Raw genomic sequence first — 20,243 nt, forward strand, 5'->3', positions numbered from 1 at the left:
CCCGCGGTTTGGGATGTCGTGTGACTCCGCTCGAACGGCGGTTATCACGATTGATAACCGAGAGACAGCATTTATGGTAACGGTTTCGGTACTATCGGCCGGTGTACTACTGAATGTCGACAGGGGTTCTCATCGTGGACGACTCTCATTTTATGCGGAACTTGCTGCGCCAAATCGTAGAGCAGGATCACCGCATCGTCGGAGAGGCGACCAACGGCGCCGAGGCAGTCAAGTTGTACAAAGAGCACGATCCCGACGTCGTCATGATGGACATCGTGATGCCGAAGTGTAACGGGATCAAGGCGACCGCCGCGATCAAGAAGATCGACCCTGACGCTCGCGTCATCATGTGTACGAGCGTCGGTCAGCGCGAGAAAATGAAACTCGCGGTCAAGGCCGGCGCCGATGGCTACGTGACGAAGCCCTTCGAAGAGCCGAGCGTCAGAAAGGCCCTCACGGACGTCGCTGCGGTATGAGGCGAGTACTCGTCGTCGCCGACACACCGCGGGTGACGGCAGTCATCGGCAACGCGCTTGCCCGCCGAGGCGACGAGGTCGTGATCGAGACCGACCGCGACCTCCTCGAGGCCGTCACTCGAACCGATCCCGACGTCGTGGCGCTCGTCGACGACGTGATCGATCGGAACGGACTCGAGGCGATCGATCGAATGCTCTCGGCGGCTCCGACGCCGACGCTCGTCGTCGCCTCGAGCGTCGACCCCGCCGTCGACGCGGAGTTCGATGGACTCGCACACGGTGCAGTCGACTTCCTCCGGAAACCCGACGCGCTCGAAACGTCGCTCTCGACGTTCGTCGACGAATTCGAATCCTGCATCGACGAACTCGCCGACGTCGACGTTTCGTCGCTCGCCGTCGCCCAAACCACGGCGTCTGCCCGCTCGATTCGAGCGGCACAGTCGAGAGGGGCGACCGCTGGCTCCGACGCGGTGGCGACTGCGTCGGCTGTGGCCGTTCCGACGACGAGCGACCGAGCACGCCATTCCGGCGAGTGCGACCTCGAGTCGATCGACGACCCGACGACGACACCGGCCGTCCGGACGAGAACCCCCACCGAGCCGCCGACGGTCGTCGTCGGTGCCTCTACCGGCGGTCCGAAGCTCGTCGAACGACTGCTCGAGCGTCTACCGATCGCCCTCGAAGCGCGAGTGTTCGTCGTCCAGCACATGCCCGCGCCGTTTACCCCCCGGTTCGCGGCGCGGCTCGACGCGATCAGTGAGTACGCGGTTCGAGAGCCAACCGACGGCGACGTCGTCCGGCCCGGAACAGCCGTAGTCGCACCCGGTGGCACCCATCTCGGCGTCACGAGCGATGCGGACGGGACGCTTCGCGTACGCTTCGAGGGCAGCACGCACAGAGGTGGCGCCCGTCCCTCGATCGACGTTACGATGGCGAGTCTCGCCGACTGCGTCGACGGACCGCTCTGTGGCGTCGTGCTGACTGGCATGGGACGAGACGGTGCAACAGGCATCGAAGCGATCGACGCCGCAGGTGGGCACACGATCGCCCAGGACGAGGCGACGAGTTCGGTCTTCGGAATCCCTGCAGCGGCGATCCGAACCGGTTGCGTCGACGAGGTAGTGCCAGCAGCAGCGCTCGCCGAACGGATCACGACCGCAGTCACGGGTGAACACGATGAGTGATCACTGGGATTTCGTCCGCGAAAGCAACGAGCGGATCACACAGCTCAACAACGAACTCCTCGCGCTCGAGCGCGAGCCCGACGACGAGGAGGCGATGCGAGACGTCTTCCGGATCGCTCACACGCTCAAGGGTAACTTCGGGGCAGCGGGCTTCGACGCCGCCAGTGATCTTGCACACGCGATAGAGGACCTGCTCGAGGCCGCTCGCGCCGGTCGAATCGACGTCACACCCGACCTGATGGACGTCGTCTTCGACGCGGTCGACGAACTCGAAGCGATGGTCCGCGAAGTCGAATCCAGTGGCGAACTCGACGCCGACCCCGAGTCGACGATCCGGACGATCCGTGCGTATCTCGAGCGAGAGACGCGATCAGGGGCCACAACGGTCGATCCGCTCACTGCGGCAGAGATCGACACCGTGTTGTCGTCGCTCGAGCCGCCGGCCGCCGACCACGACGCCTACCTCGTCCGGTTTGCGGTACAGGAAGGTGACACGGGCGACGTCGCTAACGGTGCGTTAGTCGTCGATGCGCTGGTCGACGCCTTCGACGTACTCGGCATCGACCCCGAACGCGACGCGATCGAAGCGGGACGCTACGGCGGCCAACTCGACGTCGTTTTCGCGGGCGCGGTTGGCAACTCGTCGATCGCCGCCGCGCTCGAGCCGATCGACGAGATCGCCGACTTCGAGATCGTCGATGTCACGGATCGGTTCGACGACCTAGCCGAAGTCGACGCCGAGGGCTCGACCGGCTCCGCCGCCGAAACGGCCATCAGCACCGACGACGCCCGAGAACTCGAGGTCGACGAACTTCTCGAGGCGTTCGACGAGTACGACGACTTAGACGAGAAGGTCAGAGAGGTCGAAGGCGACGACGACCTCGAGGTGTTCGACGAGATGGGCGATGCGGGCTCGTTCGACGACCTCTTCGACGATGCGGACATCGAGCCCGAGATCGGCCCCGACGAGTTGGACTCGCCGACCGACGATTCCCAAGCGAGCCAGGAGCCCGCCACCGAAACCGAGTCAGCGGAGACCGACGACGTCGACGATGCCGAAGCCGTCTTCGCCGAACTCAAAGAGGAAGTCGATCCCGTTGGCTTCGACGAACTGCAGGACGAACTCGCCGAACTCGAGTTCGACGAGTTTGGCGAAGAGGAGGTTAGCATGGACGAACTCCTCGGCGACGAACTGGATGACTCACTCGAGCACGAGGCGAGCGAGACGGACGTGCCCCTCGAGAGTGATCCAGCGAGTACAGACGGAGCGCTCGAGGACGAGCTGACTGACTTCGACGAACTGTTCGAAAGTGACGAAGCCGACCAGGCTCACCTGTTCGGAGGAGACGAAGCCGACGACGGCGATGTCGCTGTCGATGACGAGTCGACTCGAGACGTCGACGTTGTGGCTGACGAGCCCGTTGATGACGAGCCAGCCGAATCCGTGACGGCTGATCACGAGGAATCAGAGGACGCGACGCCCGAACCGGCGTTCACGTTCGACAATATCGCGATCGACAACGGTGAAGCGGACGGAGCGACCGACTCGAGTGCCGACGGCTCGAGCAGTCCGGGTGACGACCATGTAGACGAGCCGAGCGACGACTGGATCGAGGCCGGCGACGTCGATCCCGATCTCGAGGATGCCGAGTCGCTCGCGCCGTCCATCGACGAACCCGCGAGTGGCGACGACCACGGGTTCGGCGTCCCCGACGACGAGCCGACAGCTCCGTCGGTCGGCGGGTCGACGCTCGAGGACGCATGGGACGAATCCTCCCACGAAGACATCGAACCGTCACCGTCTCTGTCCGACGACCGCTTCGATTCAGAACCGTTCGAGGCCGACGAAACGGCGGTCGACGCCGATTCGTTCGACGCCTGGTCCACTCCTGAAACGGACGTTGAGACGTCGTTCGACGACACGTCCGACTTCGACGATACGTCCGATCTGGACGTTTCGTTCGATCCCACACCGGAGACGGAGGTCTCGCTCGACGACGAATCGAACCGTGTCTCGCTCGAATCGTCCGACCAACCGATTGACGAACGAACCCCAGACCGTGAGTCAGACGAGGATCCTCGAGCATCTCTCGAAGGCGACGACACATTCGAGAACGGACACCCAGACGAACTCGAGGAGCCCGACGCAGTCACACCGCAAGCGGACCCATCGGACGAACTCGAGTCAGCCGGGTCGAACGTCGAAAGCGACCGCGAGTCGACCGACCCGGATTCCAGCGTCGAGTCTCCGTCACTCGACGACGAGTTCGGGGACGTTCCAACGGAGGTGTTCGAACTCGAGGACGACTCGAGCGACTCGTTCGAGGAGACGTTCGGTGCTGATGCCCTTTCAGGCGTAGACTCCACCGGCGAGTGGAACACGGCTGCTGACTCGACGAGTACCTCATCCGAAGACGCCCGCAATGCCGAGACGGCCGATGCCGAGGCTCCCCGAGTAATCGAAGAGCCGAGCCTCGAGATTCCGGACATTACCGTCCCGGAGTCGGTCGGTCGAACCGACGACGAGCCGACCGCCGACGAGATCCAGTCGGTCCGGGTAGACGTCGAACAGATCGACGACCTGCTGAACCTGGTCGAAGGTCTCGTCACGACTCGCGTCCGGCTCCGGCATGCGGTCGAAACCGACCTCGACCGTAGGGTGCTCGAGACCGAAATCGACGGCCTCGAGAAACTGGTGACCGACCTCCAGGGGACGGTGATGGACGTCAGGCTCGTCCCGCTCGAGACGATCGCGAACCGACTTCCACGAGTCGTTCGGGATGTCGCCCGCGAACAGGAGAAAACGGTCGCCTTCGAGATGGACGGCACCGACGTCGAACTCGACCGGGGGATCCTCGATCGTCTCCGTGATCCACTGATCCACCTGGTCCGCAACGCCGTCGATCACGGGATCGAACCACCGACGGCCCGAGAGGCGGCTGGCAAACCCCGCGAAGGGAGCATCGAGGTGTCTGCCAGTCGCGACCGCGATCAGGTGACGATCACGGTTTCCGACGACGGTCGTGGTCTCGATGTCGACGATCTGCGCTCGGAAGCCGTCCAAACCGGCGTCCTCGAGGCCGAGGAGGCGGCCGCAATGTCCGACGACGAGGCGTACGACCTGGCGTTCCACCCGGGGCTCTCGACGGCCGAGGAGGTAACCGACGTCAGCGGTCGTGGCGTCGGGATGGACGTCGTCGAACGGATGATCGATACGCTCGATGGAACGATTTCGATCGATAGCGAACTCGGCGAGGGGACGATGGTGACGATGACGCTTCCCGTCTCGATCGCGATCGACGACGTTCTGTTCGTCGAGAGCGGCGGCGAGACGTTCGGCGTTCCTACCACGGCGGTTCACGACGTCGAGTCCGTCGCCGACATCGAGGTGGTCGACGGCGAACGCGTCCTCCCCGTCGAGGACGAGGCCTATCCGGTGGTCGAACTCGACGACGCCCTCGAGACGCCGATGGGCGGTTCGGACGGCGGAATGCTGATTCGGGTCCGCGAGGACGTCAGACCCGTGGCGTTGCAGTGTGATCGAGTCGGCGACCAGCAGGAAGTCGTCGTCAAACCCTTCGAAGGCTTCATGGCCGACATCCCGGGTCTCAGCGGTGCGACGGTTCGAGGCCGGGGCGAAGTCGTCCCAATCCTAGACGTAACGACACTATGAACGAACACAACATCCAACGGAGCACACAATGACGTTGATGGTCGACATACGAAAGCTGAGTTTCATAAACGAGATGGCAAAGGTCGGGACGAACGGCGTCGCCGACAACATGACCAAACTGACCGGCGAAGACGCCCGGATGGAGGTGACGAAAACCAACTTCATCGACGTCGACGATCTGGACTCACAACTCGAGCCCGGCAAGCGCGTGGGCGTCCGAGTCAGGTTACTCGACCCGCCGTACGGGCACATCCTCGTCCTTTTCCCGGAGGCGAGCGCAAAGAAGATCACGGCGATCATGCTGAACGACGTCGTCGACGACATGTCGAACGTCTCGGGCAAGATGGCCAGAAGCGCCGTCGAAGAGATGGGGAACATGATGGCGAGTGGCTTCATCGACGGCTGGGCTGACGTGCTCGGCCGGGTGATCGACGTTCCTGCCCCGCAACTCGTCTACGCACCCGCAGGCGAGATCGTGACGCGGACTGCCGGGCTCGGTGACGACGACCTCGCGTTGTTTTTCGATTCGGACCTGACGGTCCCGAGCTACCAGATCGAAGCCGAAATCTACGCGTTCCCCGACTTGGAGGAGTTCGTCGAGATGATCAACGAACTCGACGTCCAGACCGCATGAAACTCGACGTCAGCGTCCTCGGAACGTTCTACCGGATGGCTCGAGAGGGAGCGGGACTCGCTGCGGGTCGGTTGACGCACATGACCGGCGTCGAAACCAGAGTCGGCGTGACGAAACTCAACTTCATGCGAGGCCGGGAGATTCGCCGGGAGCTCGCTGACGGTTCGGCGCTGGTCGGCGTTAGAGTCGAGTTGGCAGGTGCGATCGACGGCCACTCGATGGTCGTCTTCGACCGCGATGACGCCGGTCGAATCGTCGAGGGACTGCTCAGCGAGGCAATGACCGATGGGGCGACCGACACCGACGCCGACACCGACGCCTTCGATCGGATGAGTCAGAGCGCTGTTACCGAGGTCGGTCAGGTGATGAACAGCGGGTTCGTCGACGGCTGGGCGGATGTCCTCGAGTCGGTCATCGACGTTTCGACGCCAGCGTTCGTCGAAGGGGACTCCGCCGAACCGTTTCTCGACGACCTCGAGAACGCTCCTGCGGCCGACGATCTCGCGTTGCTCTTTCAGAGTCGAATCGAGACCGTCGACGCCGAAATCGAGTTCGATCACTATCTCTTCCCGGACCGGGAGTCGATGGCCGCGCTCCTCGATCGACTCCGCACCAGCGAGGGGATCGACTACGACAAACTGGACGGCTTCGATCGAATGGCCGAACGCGGGGCCGAAGAGATGGCCGACACAGCGACGAAACTGACGGGTATCGAGACGAGCATCGAGATCCGCCGGCTGAACTTCGTCTCGCTCGAGGCGATCCCCCAGCAGGTACCCGACGAGACGCTCGTCGGCATCGCCTTCGAGTTCGACGGCGTGCCAAGCGGATATCTGCTCTTTCTGTTCGACGAAGCCTCGGCCCACGAGATCGTCGACGCGATGGTCCCGATGGACGTCGACGACGATGGTTTCGACGAGATGGGCCGCAGCGCGATCATGGAACTCGGAAACATCATGGCGAGTGGATTCTTAGACGGCTGGGCGAACGTCCTCGATACGACGATCGACCACTCGACGCCGGAGTTCGTCCACGACATCGGCACCGCGGCGGTCGATCCCGTCGTCGTCGGTCTCGGTGCAAATCAGGAGTACGCGTTCGTCTTCGACACGCACGTCGTCGCCGACGAACACGCATTCGACTGCGAGGTCTACGCCATCCCCGACGAATCCGACCTCGAGCGTGCCCTGAACGACCTCGAGGTCGATCGGATCGAGGAGACGCCGACGACCGCACAGTTCCAGGAACTCGATCAGTCATGAAGACCTACGGCACCGAACCCGGCGCACCGACCCCGGTCCAGATCGGTATTTCCGAACTGGCGGTCAGCGACGGCGACGATACCCTCAAATCCTACGGCCTCGGTTCGTGTATCGCGATTGCACTGTACGACCCCGACAGTGAAATCGGCGGTCTCGCACACGCGATGTTGCCCGATGGCGATGCGGTCGCGAACAGCGACCGAAAACCCGGTAAGTACGCCGACACCGCGATCCGGGCCCTCCTCCGTCGTATGGTCGAACGTGGCGCAAGTTATACCTCCGTCGAGGCAAAACTCGCCGGCGGCAGCGACATGTTCGAGTTCGATAGCTTCGGCGACGGCGTCGGCGAGCGAAACGCCGCCGCAGCCAGAGCCGAACTCGAGAAACTCGGCGTGCCGGTTGTGGCCGAAGACATCGGCGGCCAGCACGGTCGAACCGTGAAGTTCACCCCCGGGACGGGAGAACTCGTCGTCAAGACGGCCGACGAAGACGAACACGGGGTGACCGTCCTGTGAGCGACTCCCTCGACACCGTTCTCGCGTTCGTCGAGAACGAACTCTCGTTCGCAACGAGCCACTACAACGACAGTTATCTCGATCGTCGAGTCTCTTCACGGATTCGTCGAACCGGCAGCGACGACTACGACGACTACTTCGAGTTGCTCCGGGACGATCCGGACGAACAGACGGCGCTGGTCGAGTCGATGAGCATCAACGTCACCGGCTTCTTTCGCAACCCCGAGGTCTGGACTGGTATCCGCGAGGTGTTTCGCGACCTCGCCGCCGACTGCGACGACCTTCGGATCTGGAGTGCGGCCTGTGCGGATGGCCGAGAACCGTACTCGCTGTCGATGCTCGCTCACGACGACCCCGACATCGATGCCGCATGCATCGACATCCTCGCAACCGACATCAGCGAACCCGCCCTCGAGACGGCCTGCAAGGGTGTCTACGAGGAGTCACGAACGGTCGACATCGGTGACCAACTCGAGTTTCTCGAGGACCCCACACGCTACGTCGAGGCCGACGATCGAGCGTACCGGATCGCCGATCGGGTCAAACGGTGCGTCTCGTTCGAACGCCATGACCTGATCAACGGCGACCCGAAATCGGGGTTCGACCTCGTCGTCTGTCGGAACCTGTTCATCTACATCGATAACGAGTACAAAGCGCCCATGCTCGACGTGATTGCGACGTCGCTACGACCGGGTGGGTACCTCGTCATCGGCAAAGCCGAAACGATCCCGCCGAGCCTGAAATCCGCGTTCACCGTTCGAGATCCCCGACTGCGGATCTACCAGCGTGAATAACCTCACCCTCGGCCTCGACGGTTGACTTTCGGTCGCTGATGAACGACCGACCGTTACATGAGCGTCGACCGAATAGTTCCGGTGAATGACCGGTCCCGATCTGCAATCGTACGTCAACCGATCACGCGCCCTCCTCGAGTCGAGTTCGCCATCGACAGTTCGGGAAACGCGCACCTGGCTCGTCGACCCGTTTCTCGCGACGCTCGGCTGGGACGTCCATGCAGAGACCTGTCGAACGAACGAACGCGTCGACGAGACGCTCCTCGAGTACGTCTTCTCAGTCGGTTCCGTCCCGGCCCTGTTCGTCGCGGTCGAGCCGTACAACGCTGGGCTCGATGAATCCCGGGCTGTCGAGCTACTCGAAGTGATGGCCTGGTCGGGTATCGACCGAGCGATCTACACGGACGGCAGTGCGTTTCTCTTTCTCGCCGGGACGACCGACGCCGACCGCCTGGGCTGTCGCCTGCTATCACTTCCCGAGTACGAGTCCTCTATCGCTCATTACGGTCGGACGAGCCTCGAGCGACACGTCGCCGACGACACTCGGGCGTTCGTCGCCCGTCGACTCGCCCTCGAGCGTTCGCGGATTGTCGAGTCAATTGTCGATGAGTTGACGACACATGCGGGCGACGGCGGCACCTACTCGAGCGAGTTCGAGGCCGCAAGCGAACGATTCCTCGACCAGCTCGTCGTCTCGTTCGCCGCTTCGGAGCCGACGTTTGCGCCCACATCCGAAGATGTCGCACTCGAGTTCACGGACGCGACGGCCGCAGACTCCCATATTGGCGGAGCCAAAATTGATCCAACCGATTCGAGATCGTCCGCCAGCGGTGACGATGCGACGCCACCCGCCCCTGACGGCCAGCGACACCCGCTCGGAGACGGGTCCTCATCACCAGCGACCGACGAGACCGACGATATCGATGACACCGATGACACGGACGGCCCAGACGAGTCGACAGCTCCGTCAGCCGATGCTTCCGATTCCACCCCCTCCGAAGCGATGGCTGACGACGAGCGTTCGACCGCCGACGGGGAGTTCGTCGTCCGCTTTTTCAACGACCGCGGCTCGATCGGTGCGATCGGTGGCTCGAGTTCGACCGCCGCACTCGTCCACGCCACGGAATATCTGCTGGCACGCGGGCTTTCGGGCGTCGACCTCCCCTGGGAACCCGGGGACGAACCGACAGTGCTGAACGACCAGCCCGTTCGAGCCGACGGCTCTTCTATGCGCGAGCCACGAGAACTGGCGAACGGCTGGTATCTCGAGGCTGACGGCGACGTCGACGATCACGCCAATCGAGTCGAGGCGGTGACCGAGAGAGCGGGGTTGCGGGCGATGCTCACCGGCGACTGGAAGTAGTTACCGGTCGATCTCGACCTCGGCGATCGTGATGATGACGCGTTCGGCGTCTACGTCCTCCCAGTCCTCGAGTTCGTCCTCCCACGCGTCTTTGTACCGCGACTCCCCTTCCAGTTCGACCGTGAGATTATGGCCATCGTCGATGTCGGCAACAGCAGACGATCGTTCGTCGACGTTCATCGTGAACCCGAGGTTCTCGTCGCTCTGGATCGATCGATCGTCTGCATCGATCGAGACGAGCGAAATGACTGCCGTTTTCGTTTCGTTGTTGTATTTGAGGTGAGGCCCCTCGAGCATGGCGCTATTCGTACCGTCGCTGCCCTCACTCGCCCGAACGACGGCCCCGCCGTCGTAAGCGATCTCGTCTGAGCCGTGCTCGTATCGGAACTCGCCGAGCGTGACGACCCCGTCGTTTGCGACGCCGTCGAACTCGTTTCCGAAATAACTGCTGCTATCGAGGGGTTCACCGTCGACCGTGATATTGAGTTGCGTCCCATCGCTCCCGGTACCGACACCGCCACCTTGCAGTGCGAGTTCGCCGTACCGTTCTTCGATTCCGTCATAGCGCATCACGTCGTTGAAGTTGTCCGCAAGCGCTCCCATGGCCCGCTCGGCGTTCTGGAGCTGTTCGTTCTCCTGGTAGCTCTCCATCGCCTGCAGTCCCGTCACCGAAATGAGTGCAACCGACCCGAAGATGATCCCAAAAACCAACACGAACGCAATCACTTCGGAGACTCCACGATCGGCGTCGGCCCCGCTCAACTGCCGTGTTCGTCGCATCAGTTTGCCCCCCGGATCGTAACGTTCCCGTCTTCGGTAGTAACGTCGATCGTCCCACCTGGAGCCGACGCGCCCGTCTCGAGCGGCGTGTCGGTTTTCACCGGAACGTAGGTCGTCACGTCTGCTCCCTGTGAAGTAAGCTCGAGGCACTCGGTCGAGCCATCCAAAAGCGACGAATTAGCACAGTCGCTCGACTCGAGTATCTCGACGGTGTAGCCCGAGTTCGCCACCGTCCGCGGATGGTTCGCGGTGACGGTCACCGTCCTGTCTCCGTCCTCGACGGCGAGTTGGTCGACGCTGTGGATCTCGCCCGCCAGCCGCTCGCCGACCGTCTCGAGTGAAGTTTCCGCCGATCGATCGGTTTCGGTCTCGAGCAATCCACCCGCACCCGTCAGGAGCACGGCGATGAGGAGGGTCGTGATCCCAATGGTAAGGACGTGCGTGATCGCAATCGAGGTCCCACGGTGGTCGGTCCGTAACTGACGGATCATGACTCGCCTCCATAGATCCTGATCTCGGTTTCTTCATCGTGGACCGAGACGTCGTTCGATTCGTATGTGAACTCGAGTTCGGCCGATATGACGTCGTCGCCGTCGTCTAGTTTAGCGTAGTCGTACGTCCCGTCGGCTCCATCGACCTCGAGTTCGATATCCGAATACGACTCTCCGTCCTCGATGAGCGCAAGGGTGCTACAGTCTCCCTCAGTCGTCGCGTTGACGCTGCCGGTGAGGAGGTCAACTCGGACGTGTTCGCCGGTAATCTCACACGATTCGTCCACCACCTCGTAGCCGTCGGCCCCATTCCCTTCGATCTCCACCGTATCCGGGTCGTCATGGGTTCGGTTTGCCTCGACCGTGACGTTACCGTCCGCATCCAGTAACTCGACTTCGAAGTGGCCGAGTTCCTCGTCGCTTTCGTTGAAGTTGAGCTTCTCAGATTTCTGGTCGAGAAATACCGTTCCAGTGGTTGTATCCACCAATTCGACGTGAACGAACGCCGAGCGGCTGTTCGACGTCGTATTTCGGTACTCCGTATGAAGACCGTCAGGGCCTTCTAGTGCACCCTCGAACGCGTCACTGCCAAAGCTTTCGTTATTGTTCACCTCCTTCCCCAGGGTAACGACCGCCGTCTCGAGTTCGTGCTCCGCCAGTTCGGCATCTGTCGTTGCCTGGCTCGTTCCACTCGAGGAAATCGTCTCCGTGTAGAGGACACCGTTAAAGACCACGACGATGCCGAGGATGATGAACGCGAGCGCAATCGCGCCGATGAGTATGACCTGTCCGCGGCTGTGATCTGCAGTCACCATAGTGTCACGCGCACCTCCACGACGTTGTAGAGCATATCCGAGTCGCTAGACCGGGGAATCGACCAGTCGTTGTCCTCATCGTAGTTTCTGAGCTGCTTCGATCCTGCCTCTTGGGTTTCATATAAGGTCACCGTGTAACTCGCAGTGACCGCATCGGACGACGGACTACCCTGGTAGACGAGCGTTCGCGTCTCGTGAGAACCTGTCTCGTTCGTGTAGTGGAGTTCGACGTTGTAACTCCATCCCCGTTCGGCGAAGCTCTGATTCAGAATATCACCGAGTGTGGAAACGTTACCAAAGTTCTCCGCCGAGTAGGTTTGATTTCCTTCGGGGCCGGTTTGGCCATCAGTTTCGTTAAAGCCACCTTCTCCGTCCCAGTTTCGGACTGTCTCCGAGAGATTCCCGTCCTGATCCGACACCACGAGCGCGTCCTGGGCCTCCTGTTGGACCTGCGACTGGATCGATCGATCCGCCAGCCCACCCGATGTCGGCGTGAGGACCACCGCCTGGAGCGCGAAGAGGACGGCCATCAACACGACCATCGCGCCGATGAACCCTTCGAGCGTGAACGCCTGTCCGCGCTCTGACCCCGTCATATCCGGTTTTCGTTTCATATTACCATACCCTCACGACGAGTCTGCAAGCCGGATCGCACTCGGTTTCGTACTCATCGACCGTCACGGTTCGGGCCGCACTCGCTGCGGCTTGTGAATCGTACTCCGGGCCCAGAGCGAGATCGTCGTCGACCGACCGTGTCTCGTTTTCCTCGAGTTCCTGAACAGTGACGTTGACACGGTCGAACTCGTGACCGGCATCGTCGGCTCGGATGCCAAGTTCGTCACTCGGGTTGTCGTCCAACGCCTTGAACGCCGTTTTATCGAGGTCGTTTGCGGTTCCACTCGAGGCGTCAGCGACGATCCGGTCGGCGATTCGATCGGCCTGGGCTGTCTCCGCCCCGCCGACGGAGGAGTCGTACGGCGTCAGCATCGATGGGAGGAAGGCAAAAACGAACGCCACCGCCAGAATGAAGATGCCGATGCCGATGGCGAAATCTTGGGTCGTCTGTGCCCGCTCGTCGAGTCCGACGGCGATGGTTCTCCGCCTCCGTAGGCCGTCGTCGTGTCCAGACGTCGATTGTCGTGTCATATCAGGCCACCACTGCCCAGCCGACGAGCGCAATCGTCGCCAGCGCGATCACGTACTTCAGCCCACTCAACACGTCGGCGTCGCGAATGTATCCACAGATGAAGCCAGCGAGGATCCCCTGAAGGGTGATCGCGTGGAAGAACAACGTCGAGAGCAAGTCGACCTGGATATTATCGGCCATGTCCGCGTCCGCGAGTCCGCCAGCATCCCCTCCGGCATCGGTGTCCGTCTCCGCTGGCTCGAGTCCGGACATCGTATCGATGAACTGCGTCTGGAGGATCGCGATCACCGCCAGAACGGTCAGGAACGTCATAATGATGATGACGACCTGCATGCGCGTCCGTGACTTGCGCTCACGTTCGATGTCGTCATGATTTTCGCTGGCGCGGGCGGCCGTCCGGAGGACGGCAGAAATCTGGTTCGACGCTTCCTGGGCCTCCGTGATCAGCCGCGTGGTCCGGGCGAGCCGTGGGATGTGGTACTTGTTGTTGAACTCGATGAGCGCCTCTTTCAGGCTCGTCCCGTAGTTGACCTTCGTGTGCATCATCTCGAACTCACGAGCGAGCTTGCCACTCGTCGTCTCTGCGACGGCTTGCAGCGACTCGAGCAGAGTCAGTCCGGTGTCGTTCGAACTCGAGAGTTTTCGGAGGTCTTCTGAGAGCTGGCCGACGACGGCAGTTCTGTGGCGCACGTTCCACTCTCTAAATATCGACAGCGGAACCGCGATGACGTACAGTGGGACGTAGACGTAAATGAACGTCCCCCAGACGGGATTTGCGATCATCCCGCTCCACGAGGTCGGGACGGAGGTGAGCATAATGGCCGTCGCGACGAGGACGAGTGAGACCGGCACCGTTACTACGAGGGTGTACAGCGGGTTATCCCGGAAGAAGATGTGTGGTCTCCGCAGTACCTCCATCGTCTCGTAGGTCCCTTCGCGGTTTTTGATCCGGTCGAAGACGCTGTGCTCGCCGGTGAACTGCCGGACGAGTCCGAGGTCGAGGACACCGCCATCCCGTTCGGCGTCGACTCGGCGATCGGTCCCGCCCATCGAGAGGTAGCCATCCCCTGGCTCGTCGTGTTTGACGGTCGAAACCAGGACGAGAAACCCGATTCCGGTCAACGGGATGAGCGCGTACACCGTCAGATAGAGCATCTCGTTGGTGACGTCCGCCTGGGGCATCATCTGCATGACGACCATGATGATGATCAACAACAGCGGGAACAGCGAGAGCGTCATGTACATTTCGCCGAACAACTCGAGCGTATCGAGCGTGAGTTCCTGTTCCTGTTTTGCGGTTCGCATGTGGAGTTCTTTCTTGTCCTCGAGGAAACTCTGCATATCACCGCCGCTGTTGACGATCGAAAGCATGTCCGTCAAAAACTGCGAAAGTTCGTCACTCGGCGTCTCGAGAGCCTGCTTACGGATCGCCGTCCGGTAATCGACGTCGAAGTACTCGGTCTCTTTGACGATGCTCTGGAACTCCTTTGCGACCTCGCCGTACGTGTCGTCGGCCTGGGCCATCGCCTCGATGATCTCGAGTTGGTTCAGTCCACCTACCGACAGGGCGTACATAAACGAAACGGAGTCCGTGAGCAACATGTTGATCTCGCGCTTTCGAGCGGACGCACGCGAGTAGGGGATCGCCACGAGCGAGCCAAAACCCAGCCCGAACCCAATAGTACCGAACACGAGGCCGATTCCGAGTATCAACGCGGGAATCCGAACCGCCTCGATGATCTCGAGCACCGTTTCGCTTCCGACCGGGACCCCGATCAGGTGGTCGATCTGGATGAATCCGGTCCCGAATAGCCCGTAGCCGAGCAACAGTCCGAGTAGCCACAGTACGAGTCCGCTGATGACCCCGACGCCGAGTGCCCGTGAGAGGTACAGTTCGACCGTATCCGTCATCCGGGCCTGGGCGAGTTTTGTCTCGACGTCAGAGACGAACTCACTGTCTTCGTCGAACGCCCGGTCGTACAGCGGGTAAAACAGCTCGCCGAGTGCGTCGGAACTCGCGGACATCCCACCCGCAGCTGATCGGTCGTCTGTTTGTAAGCTCATGCGTCTCGGTCCTCGTCGTCCACGGCTTCCTCGCCGGCCTCGTTGTCTCTGTCACTGGCAAAAATCGAATCCGCCGTCGCCTCGCTCGCGTCGGAGAACAGCGATCCGCCGTCCTCGTCGTCACTCGCGCCGGTCTGGCTTTCACTGAACGGCGACTCTGACTGGGAGCCGAATACGGAGTCGGTATCGGGGTCCCGGCCCGACACGGTGGCTGGATCGGTACCCTCGGGTTTGGGGCTGGAGCGGTTCTGGTCTGGCTCCGAGTCTGTTTCGTGATCGGGCTCCGAGTCGATATCGTGGGCTTCGTCGAACTCGTGGACGACGTTGTCTTTCGGTTCGTCCTCATCAAGACGACTCGACACGTTCTCGAGGGCGTTATCCCCCGCTTTTTGCTCGGCTCCCGAGGGGGTATCGGCCGTCTCGTCTTGCCCCTCTTGTGAGAGTGGCTCTGCCACTTCGGCTGACGTCTCTGTCGATCGATCGTTCGAGTCTGTCGCCCCATCGCTCAAGAGGCTGTCTGCCCCGTCAGGATCTAACTCGTCGCGTTTAGCTCCGTCTCGAGAAGGTCCGAGTTCGCCGTCATCGGTTTCGTCCGTCCCGCGTTCGCGCGAGCCCACCTCTTCGAGATCGGGTTCCATCTCGGCCTGTTGGCCGGGATCGGTCGGTCCCGCTTCCTCGGCCGCCGATCCATCGCGCTCAGAGCGTGGGTCGAACACCGCCTCGAGTTTCCCGTCTGGGAACATCGATCCGGCATCGCTCGTGGCCGACGACTCATCGGTGTCGTCGAGGTCGGAGATCGTTTCCAGCGTGTCTCCCATGTCGTCGAACAGTGTGTCGAGTTCCGCCGTCTCCGCCTCGATCGTATCGGCAGTGTCGTCGGCTGCGACCGCTGGCAGTGGATCAGGATCGTCTGCGTCGGATTCGCCGTCAGCGGCGGGATCGAGCGCATTTGCGTCCGATTCTGCTTCGGCAACCGGTTCGCCTGCATCGGCGTCGGCAGCGTCGAAGTCGCCGTCGTCGGTCAACCAAGCTGGCTGCTCGTCGTCCGCCTGCTCCGTCGAGAACGTGGTGGCATCGTCGAACTCCCAGCCGTCGTCACCGAACTCGCTGTCGAAGTCGAATCCGTCGGCTTCGTCGTCTTGCTCGACGTCGATCGGCTCTTCTTCCTCGACGTCGCCGAGTGCACTCGAGAGGCCACTCGGGGTCTTTCCACGGAACTCCTCGAACAGCGACTCTTCGGCGCGCTCGAGGAGGTCCGTCGAGAGGTTGTAGGTCTCCGTCGTGGCGTCGGGACGCGGGACGAGCGCTTCTTTCTCCGGGTCGACGTCGATCAGGACGCTCTCCATCTCACGGAGGTCCTCGAGACTCTCCTCTAAGTCTCCGTTGGCGATGAGCGTCAGAATCGTCTCGGGGTCGTTGATAAACGCCTGGACGGTCGCGGCCACTTCTGCGTACGTGTTCAGGCCGTTTTTGATCAGGTACGCGAGAATGACCTCTCGTTTGAACAGTTCGTGCTCGAGTTTCTCGCGGTTCCAGCCGCGATCGAACCGGATCTCCTCTAGGGTGTTCGAGTCGCCCATTTTGAGGAACTCGTCGGTCTCGGCTTGCCACTGGTAGACGTCCTGGACGTTGATTTCGTCGTGTTCGGCCTCGTAGTGGTTGATCTCGGTGAGCGACTTGTTCCGGCGGACTTTCCGGCCTTGCACCCGCGTCTGGGTCTGGATCGAGACGAGATCCAGCGCAGTGAACATCGTCTTCGAGACGTTGATCGGGTCCGTCGTGAATCGTTTCAGGACCTCGTCGACGGAGTCGGCGTGGAAGGTGGTGTAAGTCGTGTGGCCGGTCGACATGACCTGGAACAGCGTTCGACCTTCCTCACCACGGATCTCACCCATGACGATGTAGTCGGGTCGCTGGCGGAGTGCGGCCTCGAGCAGGTCGAACTCGTCGACGTCGCCCTGCTCGTCGTCGGAGAACGACGGCCGGGTAACGCTCGCGATCCAGTTACGCTGTGGAAGTTCGACCTCGCGGGTGTCTTCGATGGAGACGATCTTCGCGCTCGAGGGAATAAACAGCGAGACCGCGTTCAGCGAGGTCGTCTTCCCGGATGCGGTACCTCCGGCGAAGATCAGGCTCTTGTGGTTCTCGATGGCGAGCCAGAGGAACGCCATCTCGTCCAGGGAGAAGGTGTTCCAGTTGATGAGGTCGATCGGGGTGAACGGAACGTCCTTGAACTGACGGATGGTGTAGTTGGTACCGTGATCGGAGACTTCCTTGCCGAGGGTCAACTGGGCACGCGAGCCGTCGGGCAACGTCGCGTCGACCTGGGGCAGTCGCTTGCTGATCCCCTTGCCAGAGCGCTGGGCGAGTTTGACGACGAAGTCGTCGAGTTCGTCCTCGCCGTGGTAGATGTTGCTGATGATCTGTTCGTACTCGGAGTGATAGACGAAGACTGGCGAGTTGTACCCGTCACAGGAGATGTCCTCGACGTTGATGTCGTGTTTGATGCCGTCGATCCGCTCGTAGCCGATGAAGTCGCGTTTGAGCAGGTACAGCAGTTTTTCGACCTGATACTCGTTCAGTGTGTCCGGATCTTCCGCGAGAAGTATCGGTTCCGGCCGAACCTCGATGCCCTCGAGTTCGGTTCCTGTAACGGTTTCGTCGTCGGCGTCGTCCGTTTCGTCGTCGGCAAACATCGACTTCACCGACTCGAGCAATCCGTCGCCTATCGGACTGGCCGTCTTCTCGAAGAGGTCGTATCGCTTCAGCAGACGCCGCGTTTCGTCTTCGATGACCGACCGACGGCCGTCCTCACTGGCTTTTTCCTTGATTCCCTCGTCGGAATACTTGATCGCCGTCCGGAGCTTCCCGGAGAGAAACTCGGTAAGTTCAGTTTCGATCTCGTTTACGTACGGCTCGATGACGTAGTACTTCTTCTCGTTTTCCTTCTCTGAGTGGAAGATGACGACGTAGGCGTACGGTTTGTTTACCCAGTAGCGTTCGACCTCGCGGTAGTGGGTCTTCTTCTCGAGCGGAACGGCCTTCTCGAGGTCGTACCGGTTAGACACGGTCGTGGTCCCGTCGGCATTGGAGAAGAACTCGTCTTCATCCAGTTCGTCCTGGACGTTGACCGTTCGCTCGTCGACGACATCGGCCAACGCCGACGCTGCGCTGCCGGCTTGGGCGAGACGACGTTCGGTTTCGTCGGGATCGAATCCGAGCGCAGATTTGTCGTCGTGTGGGACGATCTCGCCGTTTTTGTCTCGGGGTCGGCTCCCGTCGTCGTCGTAGTAGTACTCCCATTTGTAGTGTTCCCAGGTCCAGACGTCTTTGACGACCGGTGTCGTCTCGGGGTCGACGTACTCGAGAAAGCGATCTTCGAGGACGTCCCGGTTGTCACCGGCGATAGGTAACACCCACTCCTCGAGCTCGTCCGGGTGAAAACCCAGATACGGTTCGGGGTCGAACGAGACGTCGTCCCAGTCGTCGCCGCTCGGAACCGTCGGTTCGGTTCCCTCGTCGGTGTCGAGTCCCAGTTGCTCCTCCGGCTCTGGACCCGATGGATACAGCTCGGACACCTCGTCTCCGTGTCCGTGATCCTCCATAAACTCAGCCCACGTGTACGTACCGACACGGACGCGACGACGTAAGTCGGCAGCACTGTCTTTCGCCTCCTCCGACGCTGAGTCAGACGCCTCGCCCTCCGAAAAGTCCCCGGCGTCTGACTGGTCGGCCTCATCAATAGCCATTGGATTTAACCAGACACCCACCCTTCAAAAAATTCATGTGCTGGCTACCAGTTCTGATAATCACTTCACGCAACAGATCACCCGTTTGCTAACCGAGCGAAATTCTATAGTACCGTCACTATCCCGGACGTGTCGCTGTTGGCTACAGGGATTGGTTAACTCATTATACGCTAATTTTAATTGTGAAATTTACTCCCTAATTCGACCAAACTATTGACAGACTTACATTTCGTCGAGGACGAACCACGTTGGGTCAACATCTGCGGCCCGACGCTGAAACTGCGGGGCGATCACGGCCACTCTATCGGTACTCCGTTTCGTCGATCACCGAGATCACAGCCTTCAGTCTGTGAACGGGTTCGTTCGACGGTATAGTTTGATGTATGCTGACTCACCACTCATGGGTAATGAGCGAGCTATTCGATCTCGAGGGACAGACTGCGATCGTCACCGGTGGTGGACGTGGCATCGGACGGGCGATTTCGGTCGAACTGGCGAACAATGGTGCTACCGTCGTCCCGACCGCTCGGTCGACCACAGAAATCGAAGCCGTCGCCGAACGAATCGCCGACGACGGCGGTGAGGCCCTCGCGATCAGTGCCGACGTAACCGATCCAGCCGCCGTTGCGAACGTGGTCGGTGAGACCGTCGAGACGTTCGGTGGCGTCGATGTCGTCGTCAACAACGCCGGATTCAATCCGGCCGACGCACTTGGTCGCCCCGAGACTGTCTCGAAAGAGAGCCTCGAGCGCGTTCTCGACGTCAACCTCACGGGCGCGTACGAGGTAACGACGGCTGCCGCAGAGCCCCTCCTCGAGAGCGACAATGGAGTGGTGATCAACGTTGCGAGCGTGGGCGGGGTCGTCGGTCTCCCACGCCAACACCCGTACGTTGCCTCGAAACACGGCCTGGTTGGGCTCACCAGAAGCATGGCGCTCGACTGGGCACCGGACGTTCGAGTCAACGCCGTCGCACCCGGCTACGTCTCGACGGAGCTCACTGAAGAACTCGAGGCGGACGACGGGCTCAGGCGATCGATCCTCGAGCGAACCCCACTGAATCGGTTCGCAGACCCTGAGGAAGTCGCTGGCCCGGTCGTCTTCCTCGCGAGCGACGCGGCGCGTTTCGTCACCGGGACCTGTCTCTCGGTGGACGGTGGTTGGACGGCGAGATGACGTCCGGCTCGTCGGGCCCGTATTAGTAGTCGGGCGTGTCCACACCTGTTCGAGCCTTTCCGAAAGCTAATTTTGTAAGCTATTGGCGCATTTAACCCAAACAACGTTAAAAATATTACTC

At 61.3% G+C, this 20,243-nt stretch carries 16 protein-coding genes; 9 read left to right on the plus strand and 7 right to left on the minus strand.

Going from position 1 to position 20,243, the window contains the following annotated elements; genetic code table 11:
* Positions 1-113: 113 nt before the first annotated feature.
* From cheY to AArc1_RS12180, 8 genes are all read left to right on the plus strand, one after another.
* Positions 114-476 (plus strand): chemotaxis protein CheY, encoded by a 363-nt coding sequence (gene cheY / locus AArc1_RS12145; RefSeq protein ID WP_117364618.1) that lies wholly within the window; start codon positions 114-116, stop codon positions 474-476.
* Entirely contained in the window at positions 473-1,660 is a 1,188-nt protein-coding gene (locus AArc1_RS12150; protein ID WP_117364619.1) for a chemotaxis protein CheB, read from the plus strand. The genes cheY and AArc1_RS12150 overlap by 4 nt, the downstream gene beginning before the upstream one ends.
* Positions 1,653-5,333 carry a chemotaxis protein CheA gene (locus AArc1_RS12155; RefSeq protein WP_117364620.1) on the plus strand — a complete coding sequence of 1,227 codons (3,681 nt, stop codon included), beginning with the start codon at positions 1,653-1,655 and terminating at the stop codon, positions 5,331-5,333. The genes AArc1_RS12150 and AArc1_RS12155 overlap by 8 nt, the downstream gene beginning before the upstream one ends.
* A gap of 28 nt (positions 5,334-5,361) precedes the next feature.
* The gene (locus AArc1_RS12160) at positions 5,362-5,967 is read left to right on the plus strand and encodes a chemotaxis protein CheC (RefSeq protein ID WP_117364621.1); all 606 of its coding nucleotides are present in this window, start codon (positions 5,362-5,364) and stop codon (positions 5,965-5,967) included.
* Positions 5,964-7,229 (plus strand): chemotaxis protein CheC, encoded by a 1,266-nt coding sequence (locus tag AArc1_RS12165; protein WP_117364622.1) that lies wholly within the window; start codon positions 5,964-5,966, stop codon positions 7,227-7,229. Before AArc1_RS12160 ends, AArc1_RS12165 begins: the two co-directional genes overlap by 4 nt.
* A complete protein-coding gene (locus AArc1_RS12170) occupies positions 7,226-7,744 on the plus strand; it encodes a chemotaxis protein CheD (RefSeq protein ID WP_117364623.1) in 519 nt (172 codons plus the stop codon). The genes AArc1_RS12165 and AArc1_RS12170 overlap by 4 nt, the downstream gene beginning before the upstream one ends.
* Positions 7,741-8,538, plus strand: a complete 798-nt coding sequence (locus tag AArc1_RS12175) for a CheR family methyltransferase (RefSeq protein WP_117364624.1) — start codon at positions 7,741-7,743, stop codon at positions 8,536-8,538. Before AArc1_RS12170 ends, AArc1_RS12175 begins: the two co-directional genes overlap by 4 nt.
* Positions 8,539-8,623: 85 nt before the next feature.
* Positions 8,624-9,901, plus strand: coding sequence for a hypothetical protein (locus tag AArc1_RS12180; protein WP_117364625.1), 1,278 nt, complete (start codon positions 8,624-8,626; stop codon positions 9,899-9,901).
* On the opposite strand, the gene AArc1_RS12185 is transcribed toward AArc1_RS12180, so the two are convergent.
* The 7 genes from AArc1_RS12185 to AArc1_RS12215 are packed head-to-tail and all read right to left on the minus strand — an operon-like array spanning position 9,902 to position 18,947.
* A complete protein-coding gene (locus AArc1_RS12185; protein WP_117364626.1) occupies positions 9,902-10,681 on the minus strand; it encodes a DUF7289 family protein in 780 nt (259 codons plus the stop codon).
* Positions 10,681-11,172 carry a DUF7266 family protein gene (locus AArc1_RS12190; protein ID WP_117364627.1) on the minus strand — a complete coding sequence of 164 codons (492 nt, stop codon included), beginning with the start codon at positions 11,170-11,172 and terminating at the stop codon, positions 10,681-10,683. The genes AArc1_RS12185 and AArc1_RS12190 overlap by 1 nt, the downstream gene beginning before the upstream one ends.
* On the minus strand, positions 11,169-11,987 hold the full coding sequence (locus AArc1_RS12195) for a DUF7261 family protein (protein ID WP_117364628.1): 819 nt from the start codon (positions 11,985-11,987) through the stop codon (positions 11,169-11,171). The genes AArc1_RS12190 and AArc1_RS12195 overlap by 4 nt, the downstream gene beginning before the upstream one ends.
* Positions 11,981-12,601 (minus strand): DUF7288 family protein, encoded by a 621-nt coding sequence (locus tag AArc1_RS12200; protein WP_117364629.1) that lies wholly within the window; start codon positions 12,599-12,601, stop codon positions 11,981-11,983. Before AArc1_RS12200 ends, AArc1_RS12195 begins: the two co-directional genes overlap by 7 nt.
* Before the next feature lies 1 nt (position 12,602).
* On the minus strand, positions 12,603-13,133 hold the full coding sequence (locus tag AArc1_RS12205; protein ID WP_117364630.1) for a DUF7287 family protein: 531 nt from the start codon (positions 13,131-13,133) through the stop codon (positions 12,603-12,605).
* A 1-nt stretch (position 13,134) separates the two neighbouring features.
* Positions 13,135-15,198, minus strand: coding sequence for a type II secretion system F family protein (locus AArc1_RS12210; protein ID WP_117364631.1), 2,064 nt, complete (start codon positions 15,196-15,198; stop codon positions 13,135-13,137).
* Positions 15,195-18,947: a type II/IV secretion system ATPase subunit gene (locus AArc1_RS12215; protein ID WP_117364632.1), complete on the minus strand. Its 3,753-nt coding sequence runs from the start codon at positions 18,945-18,947 to the stop codon at positions 15,195-15,197. The genes AArc1_RS12210 and AArc1_RS12215 overlap by 4 nt, the downstream gene beginning before the upstream one ends.
* Before the next feature lie 407 nt (positions 18,948-19,354).
* Here AArc1_RS12215 and AArc1_RS12220 point away from each other — a divergent pair, with 407 nt between their 5' ends.
* On the plus strand, positions 19,355-20,122 hold the full coding sequence (locus tag AArc1_RS12220; RefSeq protein ID WP_117364633.1) for an SDR family NAD(P)-dependent oxidoreductase: 768 nt from the start codon (positions 19,355-19,357) through the stop codon (positions 20,120-20,122).
* The last annotated feature ends 121 nt before the right edge of the window (positions 20,123-20,243 follow it).

Source organism: Natrarchaeobaculum sulfurireducens (assembly GCF_003430825.1).
In the GTDB taxonomy this organism is placed as follows: domain Archaea; phylum Halobacteriota; class Halobacteria; order Halobacteriales; family Natrialbaceae; genus Natrarchaeobaculum; species Natrarchaeobaculum sulfurireducens.

What these genes read in the sequence shown, in the direction of transcription:
- cheY (WP_117364618.1), top strand. Translation starts at nt 114, where the DNA reads ATGTCGACAGGGGTTCTCATCGTGGACGACTCTCATTTTATGCGGAAC.
- AArc1_RS12150 (WP_117364619.1), top strand. Translation starts at nt 473, where the DNA reads ATGAGGCGAGTACTCGTCGTCGCCGACACACCGCGGGTGACGGCAGTC.
- AArc1_RS12155 (WP_117364620.1), top strand. Translation starts at nt 1,653, where the DNA reads ATGAGTGATCACTGGGATTTCGTCCGCGAAAGCAACGAGCGGATCACA.
- AArc1_RS12160 (WP_117364621.1), top strand. Translation starts at nt 5,362, where the DNA reads ATGACGTTGATGGTCGACATACGAAAGCTGAGTTTCATAAACGAGATG.
- AArc1_RS12165 (WP_117364622.1), top strand. Translation starts at nt 5,964, where the DNA reads ATGAAACTCGACGTCAGCGTCCTCGGAACGTTCTACCGGATGGCTCGA.
- AArc1_RS12170 (WP_117364623.1), top strand. Translation starts at nt 7,226, where the DNA reads ATGAAGACCTACGGCACCGAACCCGGCGCACCGACCCCGGTCCAGATC.
- AArc1_RS12180 (WP_117364625.1), top strand. Translation starts at nt 8,624, where the DNA reads ATGACCGGTCCCGATCTGCAATCGTACGTCAACCGATCACGCGCCCTC.
- AArc1_RS12185 (WP_117364626.1), bottom strand. Translation starts at nt 10,681, where the DNA reads ATGCGACGAACACGGCAGTTGAGCGGGGCCGACGCCGATCGTGGAGTC.
- AArc1_RS12190 (WP_117364627.1), bottom strand. Translation starts at nt 11,172, where the DNA reads ATGATCCGTCAGTTACGGACCGACCACCGTGGGACCTCGATTGCGATC.
- AArc1_RS12195 (WP_117364628.1), bottom strand. Translation starts at nt 11,987, where the DNA reads ATGGTGACTGCAGATCACAGCCGCGGACAGGTCATACTCATCGGCGCG.
- AArc1_RS12200 (WP_117364629.1), bottom strand. Translation starts at nt 12,601, where the DNA reads ATGAAACGAAAACCGGATATGACGGGGTCAGAGCGCGGACAGGCGTTC.
- AArc1_RS12205 (WP_117364630.1), bottom strand. Translation starts at nt 13,133, where the DNA reads ATGACACGACAATCGACGTCTGGACACGACGACGGCCTACGGAGGCGG.
- AArc1_RS12210 (WP_117364631.1), bottom strand. Translation starts at nt 15,198, where the DNA reads ATGAGCTTACAAACAGACGACCGATCAGCTGCGGGTGGGATGTCCGCG.
- AArc1_RS12215 (WP_117364632.1), bottom strand. Translation starts at nt 18,947, where the DNA reads ATGGCTATTGATGAGGCCGACCAGTCAGACGCCGGGGACTTTTCGGAG.
- AArc1_RS12220 (WP_117364633.1), top strand. Translation starts at nt 19,355, where the DNA reads ATGAGCGAGCTATTCGATCTCGAGGGACAGACTGCGATCGTCACCGGT.